The organism is Variovorax sp. W1I1 (assembly GCF_030815625.1).
GTDB lineage: Bacteria > Pseudomonadota > Gammaproteobacteria > Burkholderiales > Burkholderiaceae_C > Variovorax > Variovorax paradoxus_C.
Genome location: NZ_JAUSWZ010000001.1, coordinates 1,601,267 through 1,622,401, shown reverse-complemented (window position 1 = coordinate 1,622,401; position 21,135 = coordinate 1,601,267). Strand labels below are relative to the sequence as shown.

Annotated in this window: 20 protein-coding genes and 1 riboswitch; of the genes, 14 read left to right on the top strand and 6 right to left on the bottom strand. The window is 67.5% G+C overall.

The window, feature by feature from the left end:
- The first annotated feature begins 186 nt into the window (after positions 1-186).
- From QFZ83_RS07595 to arsC, 4 genes are all read left to right on the top strand, one after another.
- The gene (locus QFZ83_RS07595; RefSeq protein ID WP_307504535.1) at positions 187-2,385 is read left to right on the top strand and encodes a TonB-dependent siderophore receptor; all 2,199 of its coding nucleotides are present in this window, start codon (positions 187-189) and stop codon (positions 2,383-2,385) included.
- Positions 2,386-2,484: 99 nt separating this feature from the next.
- Positions 2,485-2,648: riboswitch (FMN riboswitch) on the top strand.
- A gap of 100 nt (positions 2,649-2,748) precedes the next feature.
- Positions 2,749-3,261, top strand: a complete 513-nt coding sequence (locus tag QFZ83_RS07590; RefSeq protein ID WP_307504532.1) for a 6,7-dimethyl-8-ribityllumazine synthase — start codon at positions 2,749-2,751, stop codon at positions 3,259-3,261.
- Positions 3,262-3,293: 32 nt separating this feature from the next.
- Complete coding sequence (locus QFZ83_RS07585) at positions 3,294-3,980, top strand: glutathione S-transferase family protein (RefSeq protein ID WP_307504530.1); 687 nt, start codon at positions 3,294-3,296, stop codon at positions 3,978-3,980.
- 26 nt (positions 3,981-4,006) lie between these two features.
- Entirely contained in the window at positions 4,007-4,387 is a 381-nt protein-coding gene (gene arsC / locus QFZ83_RS07580) for an arsenate reductase (glutaredoxin) (protein WP_307504526.1), read from the top strand.
- Here arsC and queG read toward each other — a convergent pair.
- A complete protein-coding gene (gene queG, locus QFZ83_RS07575; RefSeq protein WP_373457527.1) occupies positions 4,384-5,436 on the bottom strand; it encodes a tRNA epoxyqueuosine(34) reductase QueG in 1,053 nt (350 codons plus the stop codon). The genes arsC and queG overlap by 4 nt on opposite strands.
- A 15-nt stretch (positions 5,437-5,451) precedes the next feature.
- Between queG and tsaE the strand changes: the two genes are divergently transcribed.
- From tsaE to QFZ83_RS07555, 4 genes are all read left to right on the top strand, one after another.
- On the top strand, positions 5,452-5,967 hold the full coding sequence (gene tsaE, locus QFZ83_RS07570) for a tRNA (adenosine(37)-N6)-threonylcarbamoyltransferase complex ATPase subunit type 1 TsaE (RefSeq protein WP_041942966.1): 516 nt from the start codon (positions 5,452-5,454) through the stop codon (positions 5,965-5,967).
- Positions 5,964-7,469, top strand: a complete 1,506-nt coding sequence (locus QFZ83_RS07565) for an N-acetylmuramoyl-L-alanine amidase (protein ID WP_307504519.1) — start codon at positions 5,964-5,966, stop codon at positions 7,467-7,469. Before tsaE ends, QFZ83_RS07565 begins: the two co-directional genes overlap by 4 nt.
- A gap of 155 nt (positions 7,470-7,624) precedes the next feature.
- Complete coding sequence (locus QFZ83_RS07560; RefSeq protein ID WP_306878786.1) at positions 7,625-7,909, top strand: glycine zipper domain-containing protein; 285 nt, start codon at positions 7,625-7,627, stop codon at positions 7,907-7,909.
- Between the two features lie 127 nt (positions 7,910-8,036).
- Entirely contained in the window at positions 8,037-9,482 is a 1,446-nt protein-coding gene (locus QFZ83_RS07555) for an IS1182 family transposase (RefSeq protein WP_307503597.1), read from the top strand.
- A 125-nt stretch (positions 9,483-9,607) separates the two neighbouring features.
- On the opposite strand, the gene QFZ83_RS07550 is transcribed toward QFZ83_RS07555, so the two are convergent.
- Positions 9,608-10,270, bottom strand: a complete 663-nt coding sequence (locus tag QFZ83_RS07550; protein WP_307504517.1) for a DedA family protein — start codon at positions 10,268-10,270, stop codon at positions 9,608-9,610.
- 49 nt (positions 10,271-10,319) lie between these two features.
- Here QFZ83_RS07550 and QFZ83_RS07545 point away from each other — a divergent pair, with 49 nt between their 5' ends.
- From QFZ83_RS07545 to QFZ83_RS07535, 3 genes are all read left to right on the top strand, one after another.
- The gene (locus QFZ83_RS07545; RefSeq protein WP_307504514.1) at positions 10,320-10,811 is read left to right on the top strand and encodes a GNAT family N-acetyltransferase; all 492 of its coding nucleotides are present in this window, start codon (positions 10,320-10,322) and stop codon (positions 10,809-10,811) included.
- A 113-nt stretch (positions 10,812-10,924) separates the two neighbouring features.
- On the top strand, positions 10,925-12,820 hold the full coding sequence (gene mutL, locus QFZ83_RS07540) for a DNA mismatch repair endonuclease MutL (protein ID WP_307504511.1): 1,896 nt from the start codon (positions 10,925-10,927) through the stop codon (positions 12,818-12,820).
- Between the two features lie 187 nt (positions 12,821-13,007).
- Complete coding sequence (locus QFZ83_RS07535; protein ID WP_307504508.1) at positions 13,008-13,985, top strand: alpha/beta hydrolase; 978 nt, start codon at positions 13,008-13,010, stop codon at positions 13,983-13,985.
- A 173-nt stretch (positions 13,986-14,158) separates the two neighbouring features.
- On the opposite strand, the gene QFZ83_RS07530 is transcribed toward QFZ83_RS07535, so the two are convergent.
- From QFZ83_RS07530 to QFZ83_RS07520, 3 genes are read right to left on the bottom strand one after another with little or no spacing between them, the layout of a single operon-like run.
- Positions 14,159-16,405 (bottom strand): xanthine dehydrogenase family protein molybdopterin-binding subunit, encoded by a 2,247-nt coding sequence (locus QFZ83_RS07530; protein WP_307504505.1) that lies wholly within the window; start codon positions 16,403-16,405, stop codon positions 14,159-14,161.
- Positions 16,406-16,417: 12 nt separating this feature from the next.
- Positions 16,418-16,891 (bottom strand): (2Fe-2S)-binding protein, encoded by a 474-nt coding sequence (locus QFZ83_RS07525; RefSeq protein WP_307504502.1) that lies wholly within the window; start codon positions 16,889-16,891, stop codon positions 16,418-16,420.
- A gap of 40 nt (positions 16,892-16,931) precedes the next feature.
- Positions 16,932-17,294, bottom strand: a complete 363-nt coding sequence (locus tag QFZ83_RS07520) for a c-type cytochrome (RefSeq protein WP_307504500.1) — start codon at positions 17,292-17,294, stop codon at positions 16,932-16,934.
- A gap of 225 nt (positions 17,295-17,519) precedes the next feature.
- Between QFZ83_RS07520 and QFZ83_RS07515 the strand changes: the two genes are divergently transcribed.
- The 3 genes from QFZ83_RS07515 to QFZ83_RS07505 are packed head-to-tail and all read left to right on the top strand — an operon-like array spanning position 17,520 to position 20,170.
- The gene (locus QFZ83_RS07515; protein ID WP_307504497.1) at positions 17,520-18,437 is read left to right on the top strand and encodes an AraC family transcriptional regulator; all 918 of its coding nucleotides are present in this window, start codon (positions 17,520-17,522) and stop codon (positions 18,435-18,437) included.
- Positions 18,438-18,494: 57 nt separating this feature from the next.
- Positions 18,495-19,520: a tRNA (adenosine(37)-N6)-dimethylallyltransferase MiaA gene (gene miaA / locus QFZ83_RS07510; RefSeq protein WP_307504494.1), complete on the top strand. Its 1,026-nt coding sequence runs from the start codon at positions 18,495-18,497 to the stop codon at positions 19,518-19,520.
- Entirely contained in the window at positions 19,517-20,170 is a 654-nt protein-coding gene (locus QFZ83_RS07505; RefSeq protein WP_307504491.1) for an ABC transporter ATP-binding protein, read from the top strand. Before miaA ends, QFZ83_RS07505 begins: the two co-directional genes overlap by 4 nt.
- 6 nt (positions 20,171-20,176) lie before the next feature.
- Here the strand turns inward: QFZ83_RS07505 and QFZ83_RS07500 are convergent, their stop codons facing one another.
- Positions 20,177-21,133, bottom strand: a complete 957-nt coding sequence (locus tag QFZ83_RS07500; RefSeq protein WP_307504488.1) for a threo-3-hydroxy-L-aspartate ammonia-lyase — start codon at positions 21,131-21,133, stop codon at positions 20,177-20,179.
- Between the last annotated feature and the right edge of the window lie 2 nt (positions 21,134-21,135).

The window sequence follows — 21,135 nt, the reverse complement described above, 5'->3', positions numbered from 1 at the left end:
GTCGGAACCGTCGGTTGCCACCCCTGCGACGCCAGAACACACACAACACCAGCCGGTCGCCTGCCATGGGCGCACGGCCGGTTGCGTTCGTATTCCACACACACTGACCTGAGAAGCCATGGCACGCCCGCCGCGTGCCGCAGCCACTCCCCATCGCTTGACAGCAGGACACCGGAGAAGCTGCACATGACCCTTTCGAAGAACCGCCATCACCCGCATTTGCCGCGCCACGCGCACCACCACCGCCGCCGCATCGCCATCGCCGCTGCCGCCGTGGCATTGGGTGCGACAGCCCCCGTCTATGCGGAAGAAAAGGACGAAGCCGCGGAGCGCGGCAAGGCCCTGCCCACCGTGACCGTCACCAGCGACGCCGAGGAAAGCGCGACCGGCCCGGTGACCGGCTTCGTCGCCAAACGCGGCGCCACCGCCACCAAGACCGACACGCCGTTGATCGAGACGCCGCAGGCCATCTCGGTCATCACGCGCGACCAGATCGAGGCGCAGGGCGCGCTCACGCTGCGCGAGGCCACCAACTACACGGCCGGCGTGGTGTCGAGCTACTTCGACAGCCGCGTCGACTCGTTCAGCGTGCGCGGCGGCAATGCCGTCCAGTACCTCGACGGCCTGCAGCGCACCTATGGCACCTACAACAGCACCAAGCCCGACCCGTACACGCTCGAGCGCGTCGAACTGCTGCGCGGCCCGTCGTCGGTGCTGTACGGCCAGGGCGGTGTCGGCGGCGTTCTCAATCTCGTCTCCAAGCGCCCGCAGGCCGAGACGCAGCGCGAGGTGCAACTGCAATACGGCAGCTTCAACCGCAAGCAGATCGCCGCCGACTTCACCGGTTCGCTCGATCCCGAGAGCAAGTGGATGTACCGCCTCGTGACCGTCAACCGCGACAGCGGCACGCAGGTCGACCAGGTGCCCGATGACCGCATCCTCATCGCGCCCTCGCTCACCTGGCGCCCGAACGCCGACACCTCGCTCACGCTGCAGGCGCTCTACCAGAAGGACAAGAGCGGCTCGCTCATCGGCTTCTTCCCGTGGCAGGGCATCCTGCTGCCGTCGCTGTACGGGCAGATTCCGACCTCGACCTTCACAGGCGAACCGGGCTTCGATCGCTTCGATTCGCGCAACACCTCGCTCGGCTACCTGTTCAGCCATCGCTTGAACGACACCTGGACCTTTCGCCAGAACCTGCGCTCGACCGAGACCAAGGTGGACTACTTCACTTCGTACACCAGCTTTACCGCCAACCGCGCGACCGGCCGGCCCGCGCGTCCCGTGTTCAACGCCGATGCGCGCACCATCGAGCGCGACATGAGCGCCGACATCAACGGCGGCAAGATGCTGCTCATCGACAACCAGGCCGAGGCGCGTTTCAAGACCGGTGCGGTCGAGCACACGCTGCTGGTCGGCGCCGACTTCCAGCGCAACACCACCTCCAAGCTCTCGGGGCGCGGCCGCGTGGGCGCACTCGACATCTACGCGCCCGTCTACGGCAACTACACGCCGCCGACCAGCTTCACGCGCGCGCCCGAAGTGGTGCAGAAGCAGGCGGGTATCTACGTGCAGGACCAGGTCAAGTACGGCCGCTGGATCGGCCTCCTGGGCCTGCGCCACGACAAGGCGACCACCGACACCGAGGGTCGCCCCGCCGCGGCTGCCGACGACAAGGCCACTACCAAGCGCGCCGGCCTCGTCTACCTGGCCGATGGCGGCTGGGCACCGTACCTGAGCTATGCCGAATCGTTCCTGCCGCTGGGCGGCGTGGACACGTCGAACAACCCTTTCAAGCCGCAGCGCGGCAAGCAATGGGAGGCCGGCGTGAAGTGGGAGCCCGTGGGCCAGCGCACTTCGTTCATGGCGGCTGTGTACGACCTGCGCGACACCAACCGCAAGACCACCGACCCGGCAAATCCACTCAACAGCGTGCAGTTGGGCGAAGTGCACGTGAAGGGACTGGAGCTCGAATACAAGGGCAGCATCGCGCGCGACTGGGACTGGATCGCCTCGTACGCCTACACCGACGCACGCGTCTCGCGCAGCAACGGCTCCGACCTCGGCAAGCGCATCTCTGGCGTGCCGAAGCACACGGGCTCGGCCTGGGTGATGCGGCGCTTCTCCATCGGCGGCGTGCCGGGCTTCACGGTCGGCGGCGGCGTCCGCTATCTGGGCGAATCGTGGGATGGCATGGACGGCATCCGCACGCCTTCAGCCACCTTGGTCGATGCGATGCTGGCCTGGGACAACGGACCGCTGCGCCTGTCGCTCAACGTGGCCAACCTCGCGGACAAGGTGCAGATCACCACGTGCCTGGCGCGCGGCGACTGCTTCTACGGCCAGCGCCGTACCGTGACGGCGAATGCGACGTACCGCTTCTGACGCAAGCCCCCGCGCAGCGGAAGGTCTGGCGCGCGGGCGACAACCCTTCGCCGCAGCGGGCTTCTAGAATCGCGGCCGTCGTCCGGTTCGCCGGGCGGCAAGCGTTCTCAGGGCGGGGTGCAATTCCCCACCGGCGGTGATGGCAGCTGAAAAGTTGCACAAGCCCGCGAGCGCCCAAGGCCTGCGCAAGCAGGCCGAGGGGTCAGCAGATTTCGGTGCGATTCCGAAGCCGACGGTCACAGTCCGGATGAAAGAGAGCGCGAAATGCGGGCACGCCCGCGCGCTCTGCCATGCACGAGCGCGCGGCATGCCTTGCGGTTTCGTGCGCCCTGATTCAGGAAACCTGCTTTTCAGAGGCACACCATGAGTCAGATCAACGACCTTCCCCTCTCCGCCATCACCGCGTCGAATTCGTCGCGCGGCGAGCGCATCGCATTCGTCGAAGCGCAGTGGCATTCCGACATCGTCCACCAGGCACGCGACGCTTTTCTCGAAGAGATGGCGCGCCTGGGCGTCGCACGCGAGCTCATCGACATCTTAGATGTGCCCGGTGCTTTCGAGATTCCGCTGCATGCCAAGCGCCTCGCGAACTCGGGCAAGTACGCGGCCATCATCGGCTGCGCGCTGGTGGTCGATGGCGGCATCTACCGCCATGAGTTCGTCGCGAACACGGTGGTGAGCACGCTGATGTCGCTTCAGCTCGAGACCGACGTGCCGATCTTCTCGGCGGTGCTCACGCCGCACCATTTCCACGAGCATGTGGAGCACCGCAAGTACTTCCATCGCCATTTCGCGATCAAGGGCACCGAAGTGGCCGAGGCCTGCTTCAAGACGCTCGAGGCACTGAAGAAGGTGGACGCGGCGCTGGCTGCGTGACAACCGGGGGCCGTCCGCAGTAATCTGTGCGGATGGCTTCTTCTTCACCTGCCTCCGAAGACCGCTACATCCTCTACGGCGCGCCCGGCTCGGGCGCTACGCCGGTCCATGCGGCGCTGACGCTGATCGGCGCACAGGTCGAGACCGTCGACGTCGCCACCTGGGAGAGCGATGCCGAGCGCGAGCGCGTGTCCAAGATCAACCCGATGCGGCAAGTGCCCGCGCTGGTGCTGCCCTCGGGCGAAGTGATGACCGAGAGCGCGGCCATCCTCCTCTGGCTCGGCGACCACTATCCCGAAGCCGGGCTCTGCCCCGCGCCGGGCGACCCATTGCGTGCGCGCTATCTGCGCTGGATGGTCTACCTGCCCGCGGCCATCTATTCGCTCTTCTGGGTGCGCGACGAACCCACGCGCCTCACGCCCGAGCCCGCGGCGCAGGCCGTGATGCTCGAGCGCACGGCCGAACGCATCGCGCAATGCTGGCAGCTGATGGACACGCAGATCGACGAGCCCGCGCCCTACCTGCTCGGCGAAAAGATCAGCATGCTTGATTTGTACGTGACGGTGCTGTCGCGCTGGACGCCACAGCGCCGGCGCTTCTACCGCGTGGCGCCGCGCATGGCGCGCGTGGTGCGGCGCGTGGATGCCGACCCCAGGCTGGCCGAGTTCTGGGCCGCGCGATTTCCGTTCTCGATGGACGAGGAAGCCAAGAAGAACTGACGCGCGCTCTTCCGATAATCGACCCCATGACCGCACGCACTCCCACCACCGATTACCCGATGACGATCTATCACAAGCCCAACTGCAGCACGTCGCGCAACGTGCTGGGCTTGATCCGCGAAAGCGGCGTGGAGCCGACGATCGTCCTGTACCTGGAAACGCCGCCTTCGAAAAAGAAACTGCGCGAGCTCGCCAAGGCCATGGGCATGACGGCGCGCGATCTTCTGCGCACGAAGGAAGCGCCGTACGAAGAACTCAGTCTCGCCGATTCGAAGTGGAGCGACGACCAGTTGTTCGACGCGATCGTGGAGAACCCGATCCTCTTGCAGCGCCCCATCGTGGTCTCGCCGCGCGGCACGTTGATGTGCCGGCCCTGGGAACGCGTGCGCGAGATCCTTCCCGCTTAGAGCGGTGCGTCCGCGGCCTGCTGCGCCAGGCCCCAGGCGACATGCTCGCGCACCAATTCGCTCGCGTGCGCGGCGCGGGTCGCCAGCGCCTCTTTCGCTCCGCTCTCCCCCGAGCGCACCGCATTGCCCAGCGCCACCGCGATGTTGCGCAGCCACCGCTCATGGCCGATGCGGCGTATCGGGCTGCCCTCGGTGCGGCGAAGAAAATCGTCCTCGGTCCACGCGAAGAGCTCGGCCAGCGTGCGGCCCGTGAGCCCTTCGCGCGCGTCGAAATCCGGCAACGCGCTCTTCTTGGCGAACTTGTTCCAGGGGCAGATCAGCTGGCAATCGTCACAGCCGTAGATGCGGTTGGCCATCAGCGGCCGCAGTTCCTCCGGGATCGGCCCACCGTGTTCGATGGTGAGGTACGAGATGCAGCGCCGCGCGTCGAGCCGTTGCGGCGCGACGATGGCCTGCGTCGGGCACACGTCGATGCAGGCGCTGCAGCTGCCGCAGTGCGCCGTGACGGGCTCGCTCTCGGGCAGCGCCATGTCGACATAGATCTCGCCGAGAAAGAACATCGAGCCCGCGTCACGATCGAGCACCAGCGTGTGTTTGCCGCGCCAACCCTGGCCGCTGCGCGAGGCAAGTTCGGCTTCGAGCACCGGCGCCGAATCGGTGAAGGCGCGGTGGCCGAACGGGCCGACCTCCTCGGCGATCTTCTCGGCGAGTTTCGCGAGGCGATTGCGCAGCACCTTGTGATAGTCGCGGCCCCGCGCATAGACCGACACGATGGCCTCGCCGGGCCGCGTGAGGCGGTCGAACTCGACGGCCTGCCAGTCGGCGGGCGTGTCGCGCGGCAGGTAGTCCATGCGCGCGGTGATCACGCTCACGGTGCCCGGCACCAGCTCGGCAGGGCGCGCGCGGCGCGTGCCGTGCGTTTCCATGTATTGCATTTCGCCATGGAACCCATGGGCCAGCCATTGCATCAGACCGTCCTCGGCGCTCGATAAATCGACGCCCGCGATTCCGATTTGGGAGAATCCGAGTTCCCGGGCCAAAGCCTGAATACGAACAACGAGTGGATGGCTGACGATCACTTGCCGATTGTAGAAACGCCCAAGGGCACCCCACGCACCCGCGTCCTGCGCTGGGGCAGCGAAGCCGACACCGACGCCTTCGCGCAATCGCTCGCCGCCTCGCCCGCATTGCGCGATGCCTTCATCGCCCTCGAAGGCGACCTGGGCGCCGGCAAGACCACCTTCGTTCGCCACCTGCTGCGCGCCCTGGGCATCGAGGGCCGCATCAAGAGCCCCACCTATGCGGTGGTCGAGCCCCATGAGGCGCCCGACGGCCTGCAGATTTTCCATTTCGATTTCTACCGCTTCGCCGATCCGCGCGAGTGGGACGACGCCGGCTTCCGCGACATCTTCGCGGGGCCGGGCCTCAAGCTGGCCGAATGGCCGGAAAACGCCGCGGGCCGCACACCGATTGCGGACCTCGCTATTAAAATAGAAGCAATGACCGACGACACACGCAGCGTGACCCTCCTCGCGAACACCCCTCGCGGCAGCGATCTGCTGGCGCGCATCGCCGCATGAAGGCGGGTGGACTGAAACGGCGCGTGCTGCTGCAGGGCGGCAGCATCGCGCTGATGCTCGGCGTGCACCAGATCGCACGCGGCGCCACCATCCTCGCGGTCCGCGTCTGGCCCGCCGCCGACTACACCCGCGTGACCATCGAGTCCGATGCGCGCCTCACCTCGCAGCAACTCGTGGTGGGCAGTCCGCCGCGGCTGGCGGTAGACATCGAAGGCATCGAGCTCAACAGCGAACTGCGCGAACTGGTCGGCAAGATCAAGCCGGGCGATCCGTACATCAACGGCCTGCGCGTCGGGCAGAACGCACCGACGGTCGTGCGCATCGTGTTCGACCTGAAGCAGACGGTGCGCCCCCAGGTGTTCTCCCTTGCGCCCGTGGCCGCCTACAAGCACCGGCTGGTGCTCGACCTGTATCCCGAGCAGGCCATCGATCCAATGGAGGCGCTGATTGCCGAGCGGCTGCGCGATGCGCCCAAGCCGGGCAGCGGCATCAACAATGGCTCGTCGGTGGCCGGCATTGCGCCCTCCGCACCCGCGGCGCCTGTACGCCCCGCGATGCCCGCGGGCGATCCGCTGGGCGATCTCATGGCACAGCAGTCGATGCGTCCCGGCCCAGCGGCGCCCGCGCCGCCAGTGGTCGCAGGCGCTGACCGCCCTTCAGCACCGCCCGTGCTCGTGGCGCCGGCACCGCTGCCGCCCGTGGTGGGCACCGCGCCGGTGAAGCCCGTGCCGCCGCCCGCCGCGGTCGCACGCGGCGGCGCCACCGCGAGCCGCACCGACCGCATCATCATCGTGGCGCTCGACCCCGGGCACGGCGGCGAAGACCCCGGCGCCACCGGTCCCAGCGGCACGCGCGAAAAAGACATCGTGCTGCAGGTCGCCTTTCGCCTGCGCGACCGCATCAACGCGGGCAGCGTCAACGGCAATCCGATGCGCGCCTTTCTCACGCGCGATGCCGACTTCTTCGTGCCGCTGGGCGTGCGCGTGCAGAAGGCTCGACGCGTGCAGGCCGACCTGTTCGTGAGCATCCATGCCGATGCATTCACCACGCCCGCCGCGCGCGGCGCCAGCGTGTTCGCGCTGAGCCAGAGCGGCGCATCGAGCAGCGCTGCGCGCTGGCTCGCCAACAAGGAGAACGACGCCGACAAGGTCGGCGGCGTGAACGTCGGCAATCACGAGGCGCAGGTGCAGCGCGCGCTGCTCGACATGAGCACGACGGCGCAGATCAACGACAGCCTGAAGCTCGGCGGCGCGATGCTTGGCGAGATCAAGGGCATCGGTGCGCGGCTGCACAAGGGCCAGGTCGAGCAGGCCGGCTTCGCGGTGCTGAAGGCGCCGGACATTCCGAGCGTGCTGGTGGAAACGGCCTTCATCAGCAACCCCGAGGAAGAAGCCAACCTGCGCCGCGTCGACTACCAGGAAAGCCTGGCCGATGCGCTGATGCGCGGCATCCAGCGCTACTTTGCGCAGAACCCGCCTTTGGCGCGCAGCCGGCAACTCTGATCCCTCGGGTGCCGCGCTTTGTAAAGCCAAAGCACGCTTTTTGTCCCACGCAGACCGGCCCATCACACCGCACAGGCAGGCGCGGCAGGCTCCTACACGGGGCAGGCGGCACTTTTGCGGATGATGAATCCATCACTCCTCGAAAGGTGGACATCATGAAGACACGTCTCTGGATCGCTGCAGCTGCAGCCACTTCTGTCATGGCTATTGCGGGCTGCGCGAGCGGCCCCAACCAGAACCTCGGTACTGGTGTCGGTGCGGTCGGCGGCGCGCTGGTGGGCAATGCCATCGGCGGCAACACGGCTAGCACGGTGGGTGGTGCGGCCATCGGCGGCATCATCGGGAACCAGGTCGGCCGCAATGCCGACGAGCGGAACTACAACCAGCAGCGTTATCCGCAGGGCAGCAACTACTACCCGAGCAACGGTCCGCGTTATTGAGCGGGCCCCAGCGGTCGGCTGAATGAAAAAAGGCCCCTCGCAGGCTGTGTAAATAGTCTGCATTGAGTCCGCGAGATATGCCCCTCAGGCGTTTGTCTGAGGGGCATTTTTCATTGGAGGCTGACCAATGGGACATCGACACGGGCAGCACCGAGGGCAAGCAATGCTGTTTCCTCTGATGCTCGATGAACTGGTGGGGCGGGACGCGTTGGTTCGAGTGGTGGACGCTTGGGTGCAGGCGCTGGATTTGAAGGCACTGGGCTTTGCCAAGGCGCAAACGCAGCGCCTGGGTACACCGCCCTACGACCCGGGCGATCTGCTGCGGCTGTACATCTGGGGCTACCTGAGCGCGATCCGCTCCTCGCGGGCACTGGAGCGCGAGTGCCATCGCAACGTGGAGTGCATGTGGCTGCTGGGGCGCCTGGCACCGGATCACAAGACGATCGCCGAGTTCAGGCGCCAGAACACGGCTGCCTTGGTGGCCAGCTGCGCGGCGTTCGTGCAGTTCGCGCGCCAGAGCCGGCTGATCCGGGGCAGCACGGTGGCCATCGATGGCACGAAGGTGCAGGCGGCGGCCTCGCGCAAGGCGGTGGTGGGCCAGCGCGAGCTGGCGGCCCAGGCGCAGCGCAACGCGCAGGAGATTGCCGCCTACCTGCGGCTGCTGGACAGCCAGGACAGCGACGATGACCAAGGCGGCGAAGGGCCTGGCGGCGGCCCTGGCGCGCCAGATGAAGTGCGCGCCGCCCTCAAGCGCCTGAAGGCCCAGGGCCGAGCCATTGCCAACGAGGCGCAGCAGCTCATGCGCAGCGGCGCGAGCACCGTGGTGCGTGGCGAGCCCGAGGCACGTCCGATGCGCAGTCTGAACAGCCAGCCGGGCTACAACCTGCAAACGGCGGTGGAGACGCAAAGCCACCTGATCGTGGCCCATGAGGTGGTCTGCGAGGTGAGCGATCAGCGCCAGTTGCAGCCCATGGCCGAGGCGGCCAGCAGGGTCCTGGAGCAGCCCTGCACGGTGGTGGCCGACGCGGGCTATGCCAATGGGCAGCAGATCGCGGCGCTGCAGGCCCAAGGCATCACCAGTTACGTGGCGGTCAACCGTTCGGTGAACAACCAAGGCGATGGAAGCCTGTACCAGCCAAGTGCCTTCGTCTACGACGCAACCAGCGACAGCTTCACCTGCCCGGCGGGCCAGTTGCTCCAACGCAAGCAGCTCTCGCGCAAAAACAAGATGGTGATCTATGCCGCGCAGCAAAGCGACTGCGCCGACTGCCAGCGCAAGGCCCAGTGCACCACGGCCAAGCAGCGCTTCGTCTCGCGCCACCTGTACGAAGAGGCATTGCAGGCCAATGCGAGCAGATTGGCCGCGCAGCCCTGGATGATGGCGCTCAGGCGCCAGACGGTGGAACACCCCTTCGCCAGCATCAAGCACCTGATTCTGGGCAATGCCCGGCTGCTGATGAGGCACACGAGCGGAGCGCGCGCCGAGTTCAGCCTGGCAGTGATGGCCTACAACCTCAAGCGGGTGTTCAACATGAAGGGCGCCGCCTGGATGCACCAGGCGCTGCGGGGCTGAGGCCCTTCGCGCATTTGCTCGCCCAATGAAAAATGCCCCGCTATCGCGGGGCATCTCGACTCAAGCGGCCAGCAGACTATTTACACAGCCTGCTCGGCGCGCTTTTTCCTGTCCGCTGAAACGCCTCAGGCCTGGGCGGCGGCCCGTGCCTTTTCGGCCTTCGACGCGCGCCACGCACCGAAGATGGCCAGGAGACCCGGCACGAAGATCAGCGCCCAGATGATCTTGTCCAGGTGCTGCCGCACGAACGGCAGGTTGCCGAAGAAGTAGCCGGCGGTCGCGATGCCCAGCACCCAGATCAGCGCGCCTACCACGTTGAACATGGTGAACTTCGCGCGGCCCATCTCCGCCACGCCCGCCACGAACGGCGCAAACGTGCGAATGAACGGCATGAAGCGCGCAAGGATGATGGTGATGCCGCCATAGCGCTCGTAGAAGCCGTGAGCCTGGTCGAAGGCCTTGCGGTTGAAGAAGCGCGAGTTCTCCCACTGAAAGACCTTCGGCCCGAAGTAGCGGCCGATCGAATAGTTGGTCTGGTCCCCGAGGATGGCCGCCGCGATCAGGATGCCGCACGCCAGCGGGAAGTTCATGAGCCCCGCGCCGCACAGCGCGCCGACGATGAAGAGCAATGAATCGCCCGGCAGGAACGGCATCACCACCGCGCCGGTTTCCACGAACACGATCAGAAAGAGCAGCGCATAGACCCAGGGGCCGTAGGCGATGACGAAGGCCTCGAGATGTTTGTCGACGTGAAGGATGAAGTCGACGAGAAAGCTGATGATTTCCATGGCCGCGGATTATCCTTGTTGAGGTCCCGCCTCCTTTTCGAATCCCCCCATGATCCACATACGTGAAGCCCTCGATGCGGACTGGCCCGCCATCTGGGCCGTGCTCGAGCCGACCTTTCGCCGTGGCGACACCTACACCTTCGCCGCAGACGTGACCGAAGAGGAGGCGCGTCATTCGTGGACGAAAGTTCCCACTGCCACTTTCATTGCATGCGACGCGCAGGGCGCGGTGCTTGGCACCTACGTCATCAAGCCCAATCAGCCCGGCCAGGGCGCGCATGTGAGCAACTGCGGCTATGTGGTGTCCGAGACGGCGCGCGGCCTGGGCGTCGCGTCGGCGCTGTGCGAGCACTCGCAGCAGCAGGCACGGCGCATGGGCTTTCTGGCGATGCAGTTCAACTTCGTCGTGTCCACGAACGAGCGCGCGGTGCGGCTCTGGCAGAAGATGGGCTTCGACATCGTCGGCACCCTGCCCGGTGCGTTCCGGCATCCGCAGCATGGCTTCGTGGATGCCTTCGTCATGTACAAGCAGTTGTCATAGAGAACACGCCGGTACAGCTGCCGTCAAGCCCGCCGATGCCGCACCGAGCGGGCCGGCAAGGGTTCTTCCGATCAGGCCCGGGCCAGGATTGTTTGCACTTCTAAAATGCCCCGGTGAGCGCACTACCCTCCTCCATTCCCCTCCCCCCCCGCCGCCCGATCCGCGAGCTCCCCGACGAGCTGATCAGCCAGATTGCCGCCGGCGAAGTGGTCGAGCGGCCGGCCTCGGTGGTGCGCGAACTGCTCGACAACGCCCTGGACGCGGGCGCGAGCCAGGTCACGGTGCGGCTCGCCTCGGGCGGCGTGCGGTTGATCTCGGTGGAAGACGACGGGCTGGGTATTCCGCGCGAAGAACTCACGGTGGCGCTGCGCCGCCATGCCACCAGCAAGATCGCGAGCCTGGACGACCTGGAGACGGTCGGCACCATGGGCTTTCGCGGCGAGGCGCTCGCGGCGATCAATGCGATTGCCGAACTCAGCATCCTCTCGCGCTTCACCGGTGCCGACAGCGCCTTCGCGCTCGACGGCCGCACCGGCGAGCTGCGCCCGGTGGCGCGCTCGGTCGGCACCACCGTCGAAGTGCGCGAACTCTTCTTCGCAACGCCCGCACGCCGCAAATTCCTCAAGACCGATGCCACCGAACTGGCCCACTGCATCGAGGCCGTGCGCCGCCATGCGCTGGCGCGGCCCGAGGTCGGCTTTTCGGTGTGGCACGACGGCAAGCTGGTCGAGCAATGGCGTGCCGCAGACGCGCGCGAGCAGCGGCTGGCCGATGCGCTGAGCGATGACTTCGTGGCCAAGAGCGTGGCCGTCGAACATCTGGGCGGCGTGGTGCGCGTGGTCGGCCGTGCCGGCATTCCCGATGCGGCGCGCTCTCGCGGCGACCAGCAGTTCTTCTACGTCAACGGCCGCTTCGTGCGCGACAAGGTGCTCTCGCACGCGGTGCGCAGCGCCTATGAAGACGTGCTGCACGGGCAGCGCCAGCCGATCTATGCGCTGTACCTGGAAATCGATCCGTCGCGCGTCGACGTGAACGTGCACCCGACCAAGATCGAGGTGCGTTTTCGCGATGGCCGCGAGGTGCACCAGGCGGTGCGCCACGCCATCGAGGACGCGCTGGCCGCGCCGCGCGCCGGGGATGCCGTGGCGCCGTCCGGTCCCCCGGAACCCTTTTTCAAGGAGACCAAGCTGCCCGAGAGCGCGAGCTGGTCGCAGCCGGCCATGAATTTCGTGGCGCGGGAGCGCGGTGCCGGCGATTTCGAGGCCATGTGGCCGCGCCGCACCGACGAACTCGGGCACGCGCCCGATGCCACGTCTTCGCAATGGCCCCTGACGGGCGCGGCACCGCTGGCCTTCAGGGCGCCCGTCGGGCTGCCACCGAGCCCCGCGGAAGACGCCGCAGCACCCGCCGCCACCAACGATGAGGCCTGGCCCCTCGGCCGCGCGCTGGCCCAGTTGCAGGGCATCTACATCCTGGCCGAGAACACCCAGGGCCTGGTGGTGGTCGACATGCACGCGGCGCACGAGCGCATCGTCTACGAGCGGCTCAAGACGCAGCTCGACGGCGCCGCCATCACCAGCCAGCCGCTGCTGATTCCCGCGACCTTCGCGGCCACGCCGCAGGAAGTGGCCACGGCCGAGGCCTGTGCCGAGGTGCTGCCGACGCTGGGACTGGAAATCACCGCGTTTTCGGCACGCACGCTCGCGGTGCGCGCCGTGCCCGGCACGCTGGCGGACGGCGACCCGGTCGAGCTCGCGCGCAGCGTTCTGGCCGAACTAGGCCAGCACGACGCCAGCACCGTGGTGCAGCGCGCCCAGAACGAATTGCTGTCCACCTTGGCCTGCCACGGCGCGGTGCGGGCCAACCGCAAGCTCACCATCGACGAGATGAACGCACTGTTACGCCAGATGGAAGCGACCGAGCGTTCGGACCAGTGCAACCACGGCCGGCCGACTTGGCGCCAGCTGTCGATCCGCGAGCTCGACACGCTGTTCATGCGCGGCAGATAGCCGAATCGGCGGTTTTTTCAGGGTTTTCGAGGGTTTTGGATGGTCATCCAGGGACCGGGCACGCACGTTGCATGGTCTCAGCAAAGCGCCGTTGAGCGCTGTTTCGGGGGGTTACCAAGGCGCAACACCGGCGCGCCGTGGTGAAAGCGGATGAAACTTTCGGCCGGTATCGCTGTCCCTCAACCCCATGATGAAACGCTGGACCCTCCTCGCGTCTGTCCTCTCGCTGTGCGCCCTGCTCGCTGCCGGTTGCTCCACGTTCGACGAACAACAGCGCGAATGGATCTTTCAGCCCAGCGACCGCAGCTGGGGCAACACCGCCACCATGACCCAGGGCATGGAGGACGTCTGGATCGATTTCCAGTCGTCGATCACCGGCGAACCCGCGCGGCTGCACGGCCTGTGGCTGGGCGGCGCCCCTGAAACCACCGAAACCCCCGTGCTGCTGTACCTGCACGGCGCGCGCTACAACGTGGCCGGCTCTGCGCCGCGCATCCAGCGCATGCACGAGCTGGGTTTCTCGGTGCTGGCCATCGACTATCGCGGCTTCGGCAAGAGCTCCAAGGGCCTGCCCTCGGAAGAATCGGCACGCGAAGACGCCCGCGCTGCCTGGACCTGGCTGGCCGCGCGCCACCCCAAGCAGCACCGCTACATCTTCGGCCACTCGCTGGGCGGCGCCATCGGCATCGACCTGGCGGCGCATGTGAACGACGAGAGCGGCACCATCGTGGAGAGCACCTTCAGCTCCATCGCCGATGTGGTCAGCAGCTTCAAGTGGGGCTGGCTGCCGCTGGGACCCTTCATCACGCAGCGCTTCGAGGCCATCAACACCGTCAAGGACATCGGCGCGCCGCTCTTGGTAGTGCATGGCACGGCGGACAGCCTGATCAACCCGACGCTGGGCCGCAAGCTCTATAACGCGGCCACGGTGCCCAAGCTGTTCGTGCTGGTCGAGGGCGGCTCGCACCACAACACCAATTCGGTGGGCGAGGCGCAGTACCGCGCGGCGCTGACGCAGCTGTTCCGCATGAAGCCCGACAACATGGTGGCGCGCAACCAGCCGAAGCTGTCGCCGCCCGCGGTGGCACTGCCGCTGCCGCCTGCGGTGGCACCGCAGGACGTGCGCGGCGAGGCGCGCGCGAGCAGCGTGCCCGCGGCGATCTGAAGCCCAATCCGCCAGCCCGCTCCGTTAACGCAGAGCCCCGTTCCGTTAACGCGGAGCTCCAATCCGTTCACGCTGAGCCTGTCGAAGCGCCGCGCGAGGCTTCGACAAGCTCAGCCCGAACGGCCATGGCTCCGGCTCTGGTTTTTTCAGACCACCGAACCCAATAGCGCGCGTCAAGCCAGATTGAAAGGCAACTGCCGCAAAGGCTTGCCCGTCAAATGCGCGATGGCATTCGCAAACGCAGGCGCCAGCGGCGGCAACCCCGGCTCCCCCATCCCCTTGGGCGCGTCGGCGCTGGGCACGATGTGGATGTCGAACTCCGGCACCTGGGTGATGCGGGCCACCGTGAAATCGCCGAAGTTGCCCTGCTGCACGACACCGTCCTTCAACGTGATCGCGCTGCCTTGCAGGCAGGTCGACAAGCCCATCACCGCCGCGCCCTGCACCTGCGCTTCCACGCTGCGCGGGTTGACGGCCAGGTTGCAATGCACGCCGCTGGTCACTCGGTGCAGCACCGGCTGGCCGTCCTTCACTGAAGCTTCCACGACATAGGCCACCACCGACTCGAAGGACTCGTGCACCGCCACGCCCCAGGCGCGGCCGTCCGCGAGCTTCTTCTTGCCGTAGCCGCTCTTGTCCACGGCCAGTTGCAGCGCGGCGCGATGGCGCGGGTGCTTGTCGCCGAAGAGCTGCATGCGATAGGCCACCGGGTCCTGCTTCGTGCTGCGGGCGATCTCGTCGATCAAGGTCTCCATCACGAAGGCGGTGTGGGTCGAGCCCACGCTGCGCCACCACAGCACCGGCACGTTGACCTGCGGGTGGTGCACCGTCAGGCGCATCGGCACGGGGTACGGCTCGCGCATGCCCTCGACCGCCGTGGCGTCGATGCCGTCCTTGATCATCATGCCGGCGAACACCGTGCCGGCGAGGATGGATTGGCCCACGATGACGTGGTCCCAGGCGAGGATCTTGCCGCGCTCGTCGAAGCCGATGCTCGCGCGGTGCAGGTGCATCGGGCGGTAGTAGCCGCCCTTCATGTCGTCCTCGCGGCTCCACAGGAGGCGCACGGGTGCATCGAGGCCGGCGGCGCGCGTGGCCTTGGCGATCTCGCAGGCCTCGACCACGAAATCGCTCGATCCCACGAAGCGCCGGCCGAAGCCCCCGCCCGCCATCTGCACGTTCACCTTCACCTGCTCGGGCTTGAGCTTCAGCGTGCGCGCCGCAGCCTGGCCGTCGAGGTCCGCGGACTGGGTGCCGACCCACAGCTCGGCGCGGCCGTCCGACAGCTTCACGGTGCAGTTCAGCGGCTCCATCGGCGCGTGCGCCAGATACGGGAACACGAACTCGGCTTCGATCTTGCGGGGCGCGGTGGCCAGCGGCGCCATGTCGGCGTCGAACTTGCGGTTGCCGGGGCGGCCGGCCAGCTCGCGGTACTGGGCCAGTTGCTTGTCGCTGTCGACCTTTTCCACGGCGGAGGTGTTCCATTCCAGCTTCAGCGCGTCGCGACCCAGCTTGGCCGGCCAGTAGCCATCGGCCACCACGGCCACGCCTTCGGCGCCGCGGTCCAGCGGAATGCGCACCACGGCCTTCACGCCCTTGACGGCACGCGCCGCGCTGTCGTCCACCGAACTCAGACGCGCACCGAACACCGGTGGGTGCGCGACCACGGCCGTGAGCTGGCCGGGATGCTTCACGTCGATGCCGAAGTCCTGCCGCCCGCTGCTCTTGGCGCGGGCGTCCAGGCGTGTGGTGGCGCGGCCGATGATGCGGAAGTCCTTCGGGTCTTTCAGCACGACCTTCTCGGGCACCGGCAGGGCCATGGCCGCTTCGGCCAGCTCGCCGTAGCTCAGCTTGCGCCCGCCAGGGCCGATCACCGTGCCGGCTTGCGTGCGCAGCGTGGACACGTCGACCTTCCAGCGCGCCGCCGCGGCCGACATCAGCATGGCCCGGGCGCGGGCGCCCAGTTCGCGGTACTGCGTGAAGCTGTTCTTGATCGTGTTCGAGCCGCCGGTCAGGTGGATGCCGAAGAGCGGATCGGCATACGCGGCATCGTTGGTGCCGCTGCGGCTGCGCACCAGGGACCAGTCGGCGTCCAACTCCTCTGCCAGGATCATCGGCAGGCCGGTCTGCACGCCCTGGCCGAACTCGAGGCGGTTGATGGTCACCATGACTTCGCCGTTGGGCGCGATCTGCACGAAGGCCGAAGGCTGCTGCGTCGGCTTCAAGCCGCCGGCCGCCGGCTTCGCGCCGTCGGCCTGCGCCATGGCGAGATGAGGGAAGGCGCCGAGCACGAGGCCGCCGGCGCCAGCCATCTTCAGGAAGCTGCGGCGAGGCAGCGTGGCGGCCTCGTCAGCCGAGGGTTGGACCATCAGGCGCTGCAGCGCGCGCGGCAGGTCGTTGTAGTCGATGTTGGGCAACATGGTGGCAACTCCTTAAGCGAGGGCGCGGGCCGCATCGGCCACGGCGGCGCGGATGCGCACATAGGTGCCGCAGCGGCAGATGTTGCCGGCCATGGCCGAATCGATCTCGTCCACGCTGGGCTGCTTGCCCTTGGGCAGCGACTTCAGGAACGCGGTCGCGCTCATGATCTGGCCGCTCTGGCAGTAGCCGCACTGCGCAACGTCGTGCTTGACCCAGGCGGCGTGCACGGATGCGCCGACGGGGTCGCTGCCATCGGTGGCGGCTTCGATCGTGGTGATCTTCTTGCCCTCTGCGGCGGAGATCGGCGTGATGCACGAGCGGATCGCCTGGCCGTCCAGGTGCACGGTGCAGGCACCGCACAGCGCGGCGCCGCAGCCGAACTTGGTGCCGGTCATGCCCAGCGTGTCGCGCAGGGCCCAGAGGATGGGGGTGCCGGGATCGGCATCGACCGTGTGGTCACGGCCATTGATGTGGAGCGCAGTCATGTTCTTTTTCTCCGTGGGTGGTTTGTTGAAATGATCCGGTTCACTTGGCGCCGTCGAGCAGCCACTGTGCGAGCGCCTGCAGGTCGGCATCGGGGACCTGGGCCTGCGGCGGCATCGGCATCGCGCCCCATTTGCCCGAACTGCCGGCCTTGATGCTGGCGGCGAGTTGCGCGGCCGTGCCCTTGCCGTCGCCGTACTTCGCGCCGATGTCCTTCCACGACGGGCCCACCACCTTGGTGGCGGGCTGGTGGCATGCGACGCATGAATACTTCTGCGCCAGCGCCAGGCTCGCGCCGGCGTGCAGGGGCCACATGGCGCTGGCGCCGAGCCCCAGGACCATGGCCAGGGAGGCGACGAGCGCGCGCGGCTGCTTTCGCGGGGAGTGGGTCGTTTCTGTTTTCATCGTGGCCTCGTGGAAAAGAGAGTTGTCTGAATCGACGGATGGCTCTCGGCGCATGACACCGCACGCATGCCGGCACATCGCGGGCCAGTGTCGGGCGAAGGCCCGTCCGCCGTTTGCCCAATCCGCGCGTGTTCTTGCCTGAAACAACGAGACTGCGCCGAAAACGCGTGGCGCACGAGATGCGCCAGCTAGACTTTTTCGCTGGCGTCATTCGAAAGGATTCAGATGGAAGCGGCACAGCCGGCGAGGCAGGAAGAGTCGGGCGTCCTGAGCAATCTGGCGCGGGCGGTCGAGCGCATTGCGCAAAGCGACGGCGACTACCTCACCGCCATTCCCGAGCTCTCGCTGCACCGCCGCAGCGCCACGACCGAACCGATGCATTGCCTCTACGGCTTCGGCGTGGGCATCACGGTGAGCGGGCAGAAGCGCGTCGCGCTCGGCGAGGAGGTGTTCGACTATTCGGCGGGCCAGTCGCTGCTGACGACCGCCGATCTGCCCGTGGTGACGCACATCACCCATGCGAGCCCCACGCAGCCCTTCATGGGCCTCATGCTCCGGCTCGATCCGCGCACCGTGGTGCAGGCGGCCGCCGAGATGGCCTTGCCCCAGCCGGGCAAGGACTCCAGCTACCGCGCCATGTCGCTCGGCGCCCTCGATGCGACGCTGCTGGGCGCGGTGACGCGGCTCGTCGAGCTGATCGACGAGCCCCGGCTGCTGCCGCAGCTCGCGCCGCTCTTGCAGCGCGAAATCCTCGTGCGGCTGCTGGCCGGGCGCCATGGCCCGCAACTGCAGCGCCTCGTGGCGGTCGGCTCGCCGAGCCAGCAGGTGGTGCAGAGCATGGCTTGGCTGAAGGTGAACTTCACGCAGCCGGTGCTCGCGGACGACCTGGCCGCGTCCGTGCACATGAGCCCCTCGACGTTCAGGCAGCACTTCCGCGCCGTGGCGGGCATGAGCCCGATGCAGTACCTGAAGCAGTTGCGCCTGCAAGAAGCGCGGCAGTTGATGCTGAACCAGGGCATCGACGCCGGCACCGCGGGCGTGCGCGTGGGCTATGAGAGCGCCTCGCAGTTCAGCCGCGAATACGCGCGCCTGTTCGGCGCGCCGCCGCTGCGCGATATACGGCGGATGCGCGAAACGACCTAGGGTCATCCGCGCCCTTACTGCCGGCGGGCGCGCGCCATTTGCTACCCTCGGCGCACCATGTTTCCCCGCTACGCACCGGCCGCCGAGGCCGCACCTCCGGCATCGCTTGCCGCTGCGCCTTCCGGCTTGCCGCGCTATGTGGCGCTCGCCGGCCCTACGGCCTCGGGCAAGACAGCCGCAGCATTGGCCCTTGCACAGCGCCAGCCGGTCGAAATCATCTCGGTCGATTCCGCGCTCGTCTACCGCGGCATGGACATCGGCACGGCCAAGCCCACTGCGGCCGAGCAGGCTGCCGTGCCGCACCACCTGATCGACATCCTCGATGCACGCGAGAGCTACAGCGCCGCCGCCTTCGTGGCCGATGCGACGCGGCTCATCGACGAGATCCGCTCGCGCGGCGCATTGCCATTGCTGGTGGGCGGCACGATGCTGTATTTCAAGGCGCTGTTCGACGGCATCGACGCGATGCCCGCCGCCGATGCCGCGGTGCGCGCGCGCATCGACGCACAAGCCGCCGAGCTGGGCTGGCCCGCGATGCACGCACGACTCGCCGAGGTCGACCCCGTGACGGCCGCGCGCCTCGCCCCGCAGGACAGCCAGCGCATCCAGCGCGCGCTCGAGGTGTGGGAAAGCAGCGGCCAGCCGCTCTCAAGCTTTCACGCGAGCGGCAACAAGACGGCGAAAGCCGTGGACGGCGGCGTGCTCTTCTCGCTCGAGCCCACCGACCGCGCCTGGCTGCATGCGCGCATTGCCGACCGCTTCGACGCGATGCTCGCCGCGGGCTTCCTCGACGAGGTGAAGGCGCTGCGCGCGCGCGGCGATCTTTCGACCGACCTGCCCTCGATGCGCTGCGTCGGCTACCGGCAGGCGTGGGAAATGCTCGACGCCTGCGGCACCTCCGCTCCCGATGCCAGGGCCATGCAAGACCTGCGCGAACGCGGCATCGCCGCCACGCGCCAACTCGCCAAGCGGCAGATCACCTGGCTGCGCAGCATGCCGCAGCGCACCGTGATCGCCTGCGACGCGCCCGACGCGGTGCAGACCGCCGTTCAACTGATTTCAAAGACCACCCAACCCGGATGACGCTGCGCATTTCCAACCTCGGCAAGCACTACGGCGAAGTGCCCGTCTTCGAGAACGTGACGCTGGATGTCCAGCCCGGCGAGTTCGTCGCCATCGTGGGCGAATCGGGCGTGGGCAAATCAACGTTGCTCAACTGCATGGCCGGCCTCGACAGCTGGGACCAGGGCACGGTGACGCACGACGGCACCGACATCGGCGCGCTCGACGGCGAAGCCTGCGCGCTCTGGCGGCGCAAGCACGTGGGCTTCGTGTTCCAGGCCTTCCATGTGCTGCCGCATCTCGATGTGGCGCAGAACATATCGCTGCCGCTGATGCTGCTCGGCGAGAAGAAAAAAGACGACGGCCGCGTCGCGCACATGCTCGATGCGGTCGGCCTGCCCGGCATGGGCGCGCGGCTGCCGCAGACGCTCTCGGGTGGCCAGCTGCAGCGCGTGGCGATCGCGCGTGCGCTGGTGCATCGACCTGCGCTGCTGCTCGCCGACGAACCCACGGGCAACCTCGATCCGACCACGGCGGCAAAAGTGATGGAACTGCTGATCGGCCAGACGCGCGAGCACGGCGCCTCGCTCGTGCTGGTGACGCACTCCGAAAGCGCCGCCGCCCGTGCGGACCGCCTGCTGCACCTGACGGCAGCAGGCATCCGCGCCTGAACCGGCTTACGCGAGCAGCGCCGCGTAGCGCGACAGGTCGACGTTGCCGCCGCTGATCACGATGCCCACGCGCTGACCCGCGATCGCCTTGCCCGCCGCGATGGCACCCGCGAAGGCAAGGCACCCCGTCGGCTCCACCACCATCTTCATGCGCTCGGCGAAGAAGCGCATCGCCTCGACGAGCTGATCGTCGGTCACCGTGAAGATGTCGTTCACATCGCGCTGGATGATCCCGAACGTGTACTGGCCCAGGTGCTGCGTCTGCGCGCCATCGGCGATGGTCTTGGGCGTTTCGATGTGCACGATCTTCCCCGTGCGGAACGACTGCTGCCCGTCGTTGCCCGCCTCGGGCTCCACACCGTAGATCCTGCAATCCGGCGACAGCGCACGCGCCGACAGCGCCGAGCCAGACAGCAGCCCGCCGCCGCCCAGGCACACGAACAGATGGTCGAGCGGCCCCGTCTCCTCGATCAGTTCCTTCACCGCCGTGCCCTGCCCCGAGAGCACATCGGGGTGGTCGTACGGCGGAATCATCGTCATGCCGCGCTCCTGCGCGAGCCGCTTCGTCAGCGCCTCGCGGTCTTCGGTGAAGCGGTCGTACAGCACCACTTCGGCACCGTAGCCCTGCGTGGCTGCGACCTTGGCGGCGGGCGCGTCCTTGGGCATCACGATCACGGCGGGCATCGACAGGAGCCGCGCCGACAGCGCGATGGCCTGCGCATGGTTGCCCGATGAGAAAGCGATCACACCGCCCTTGCGCTGTGCCGCATCGAATTTGGAGAGCGCGTTGAACGCACCGCGGAACTTGAATGCGCCCATGCGCTGGAAGTTCTCGCACTTGAAGAAGAACTGCGCGCCCCAGCGTTCGTTCGCTGTGGTCGATTGCAGCACCGGCGTGCGGTGGGCATGGCCTTCGAGCCGCGCGGCCGCGGCGGTGACGTCGTTGTAGGTAGGGAGTTGCATGG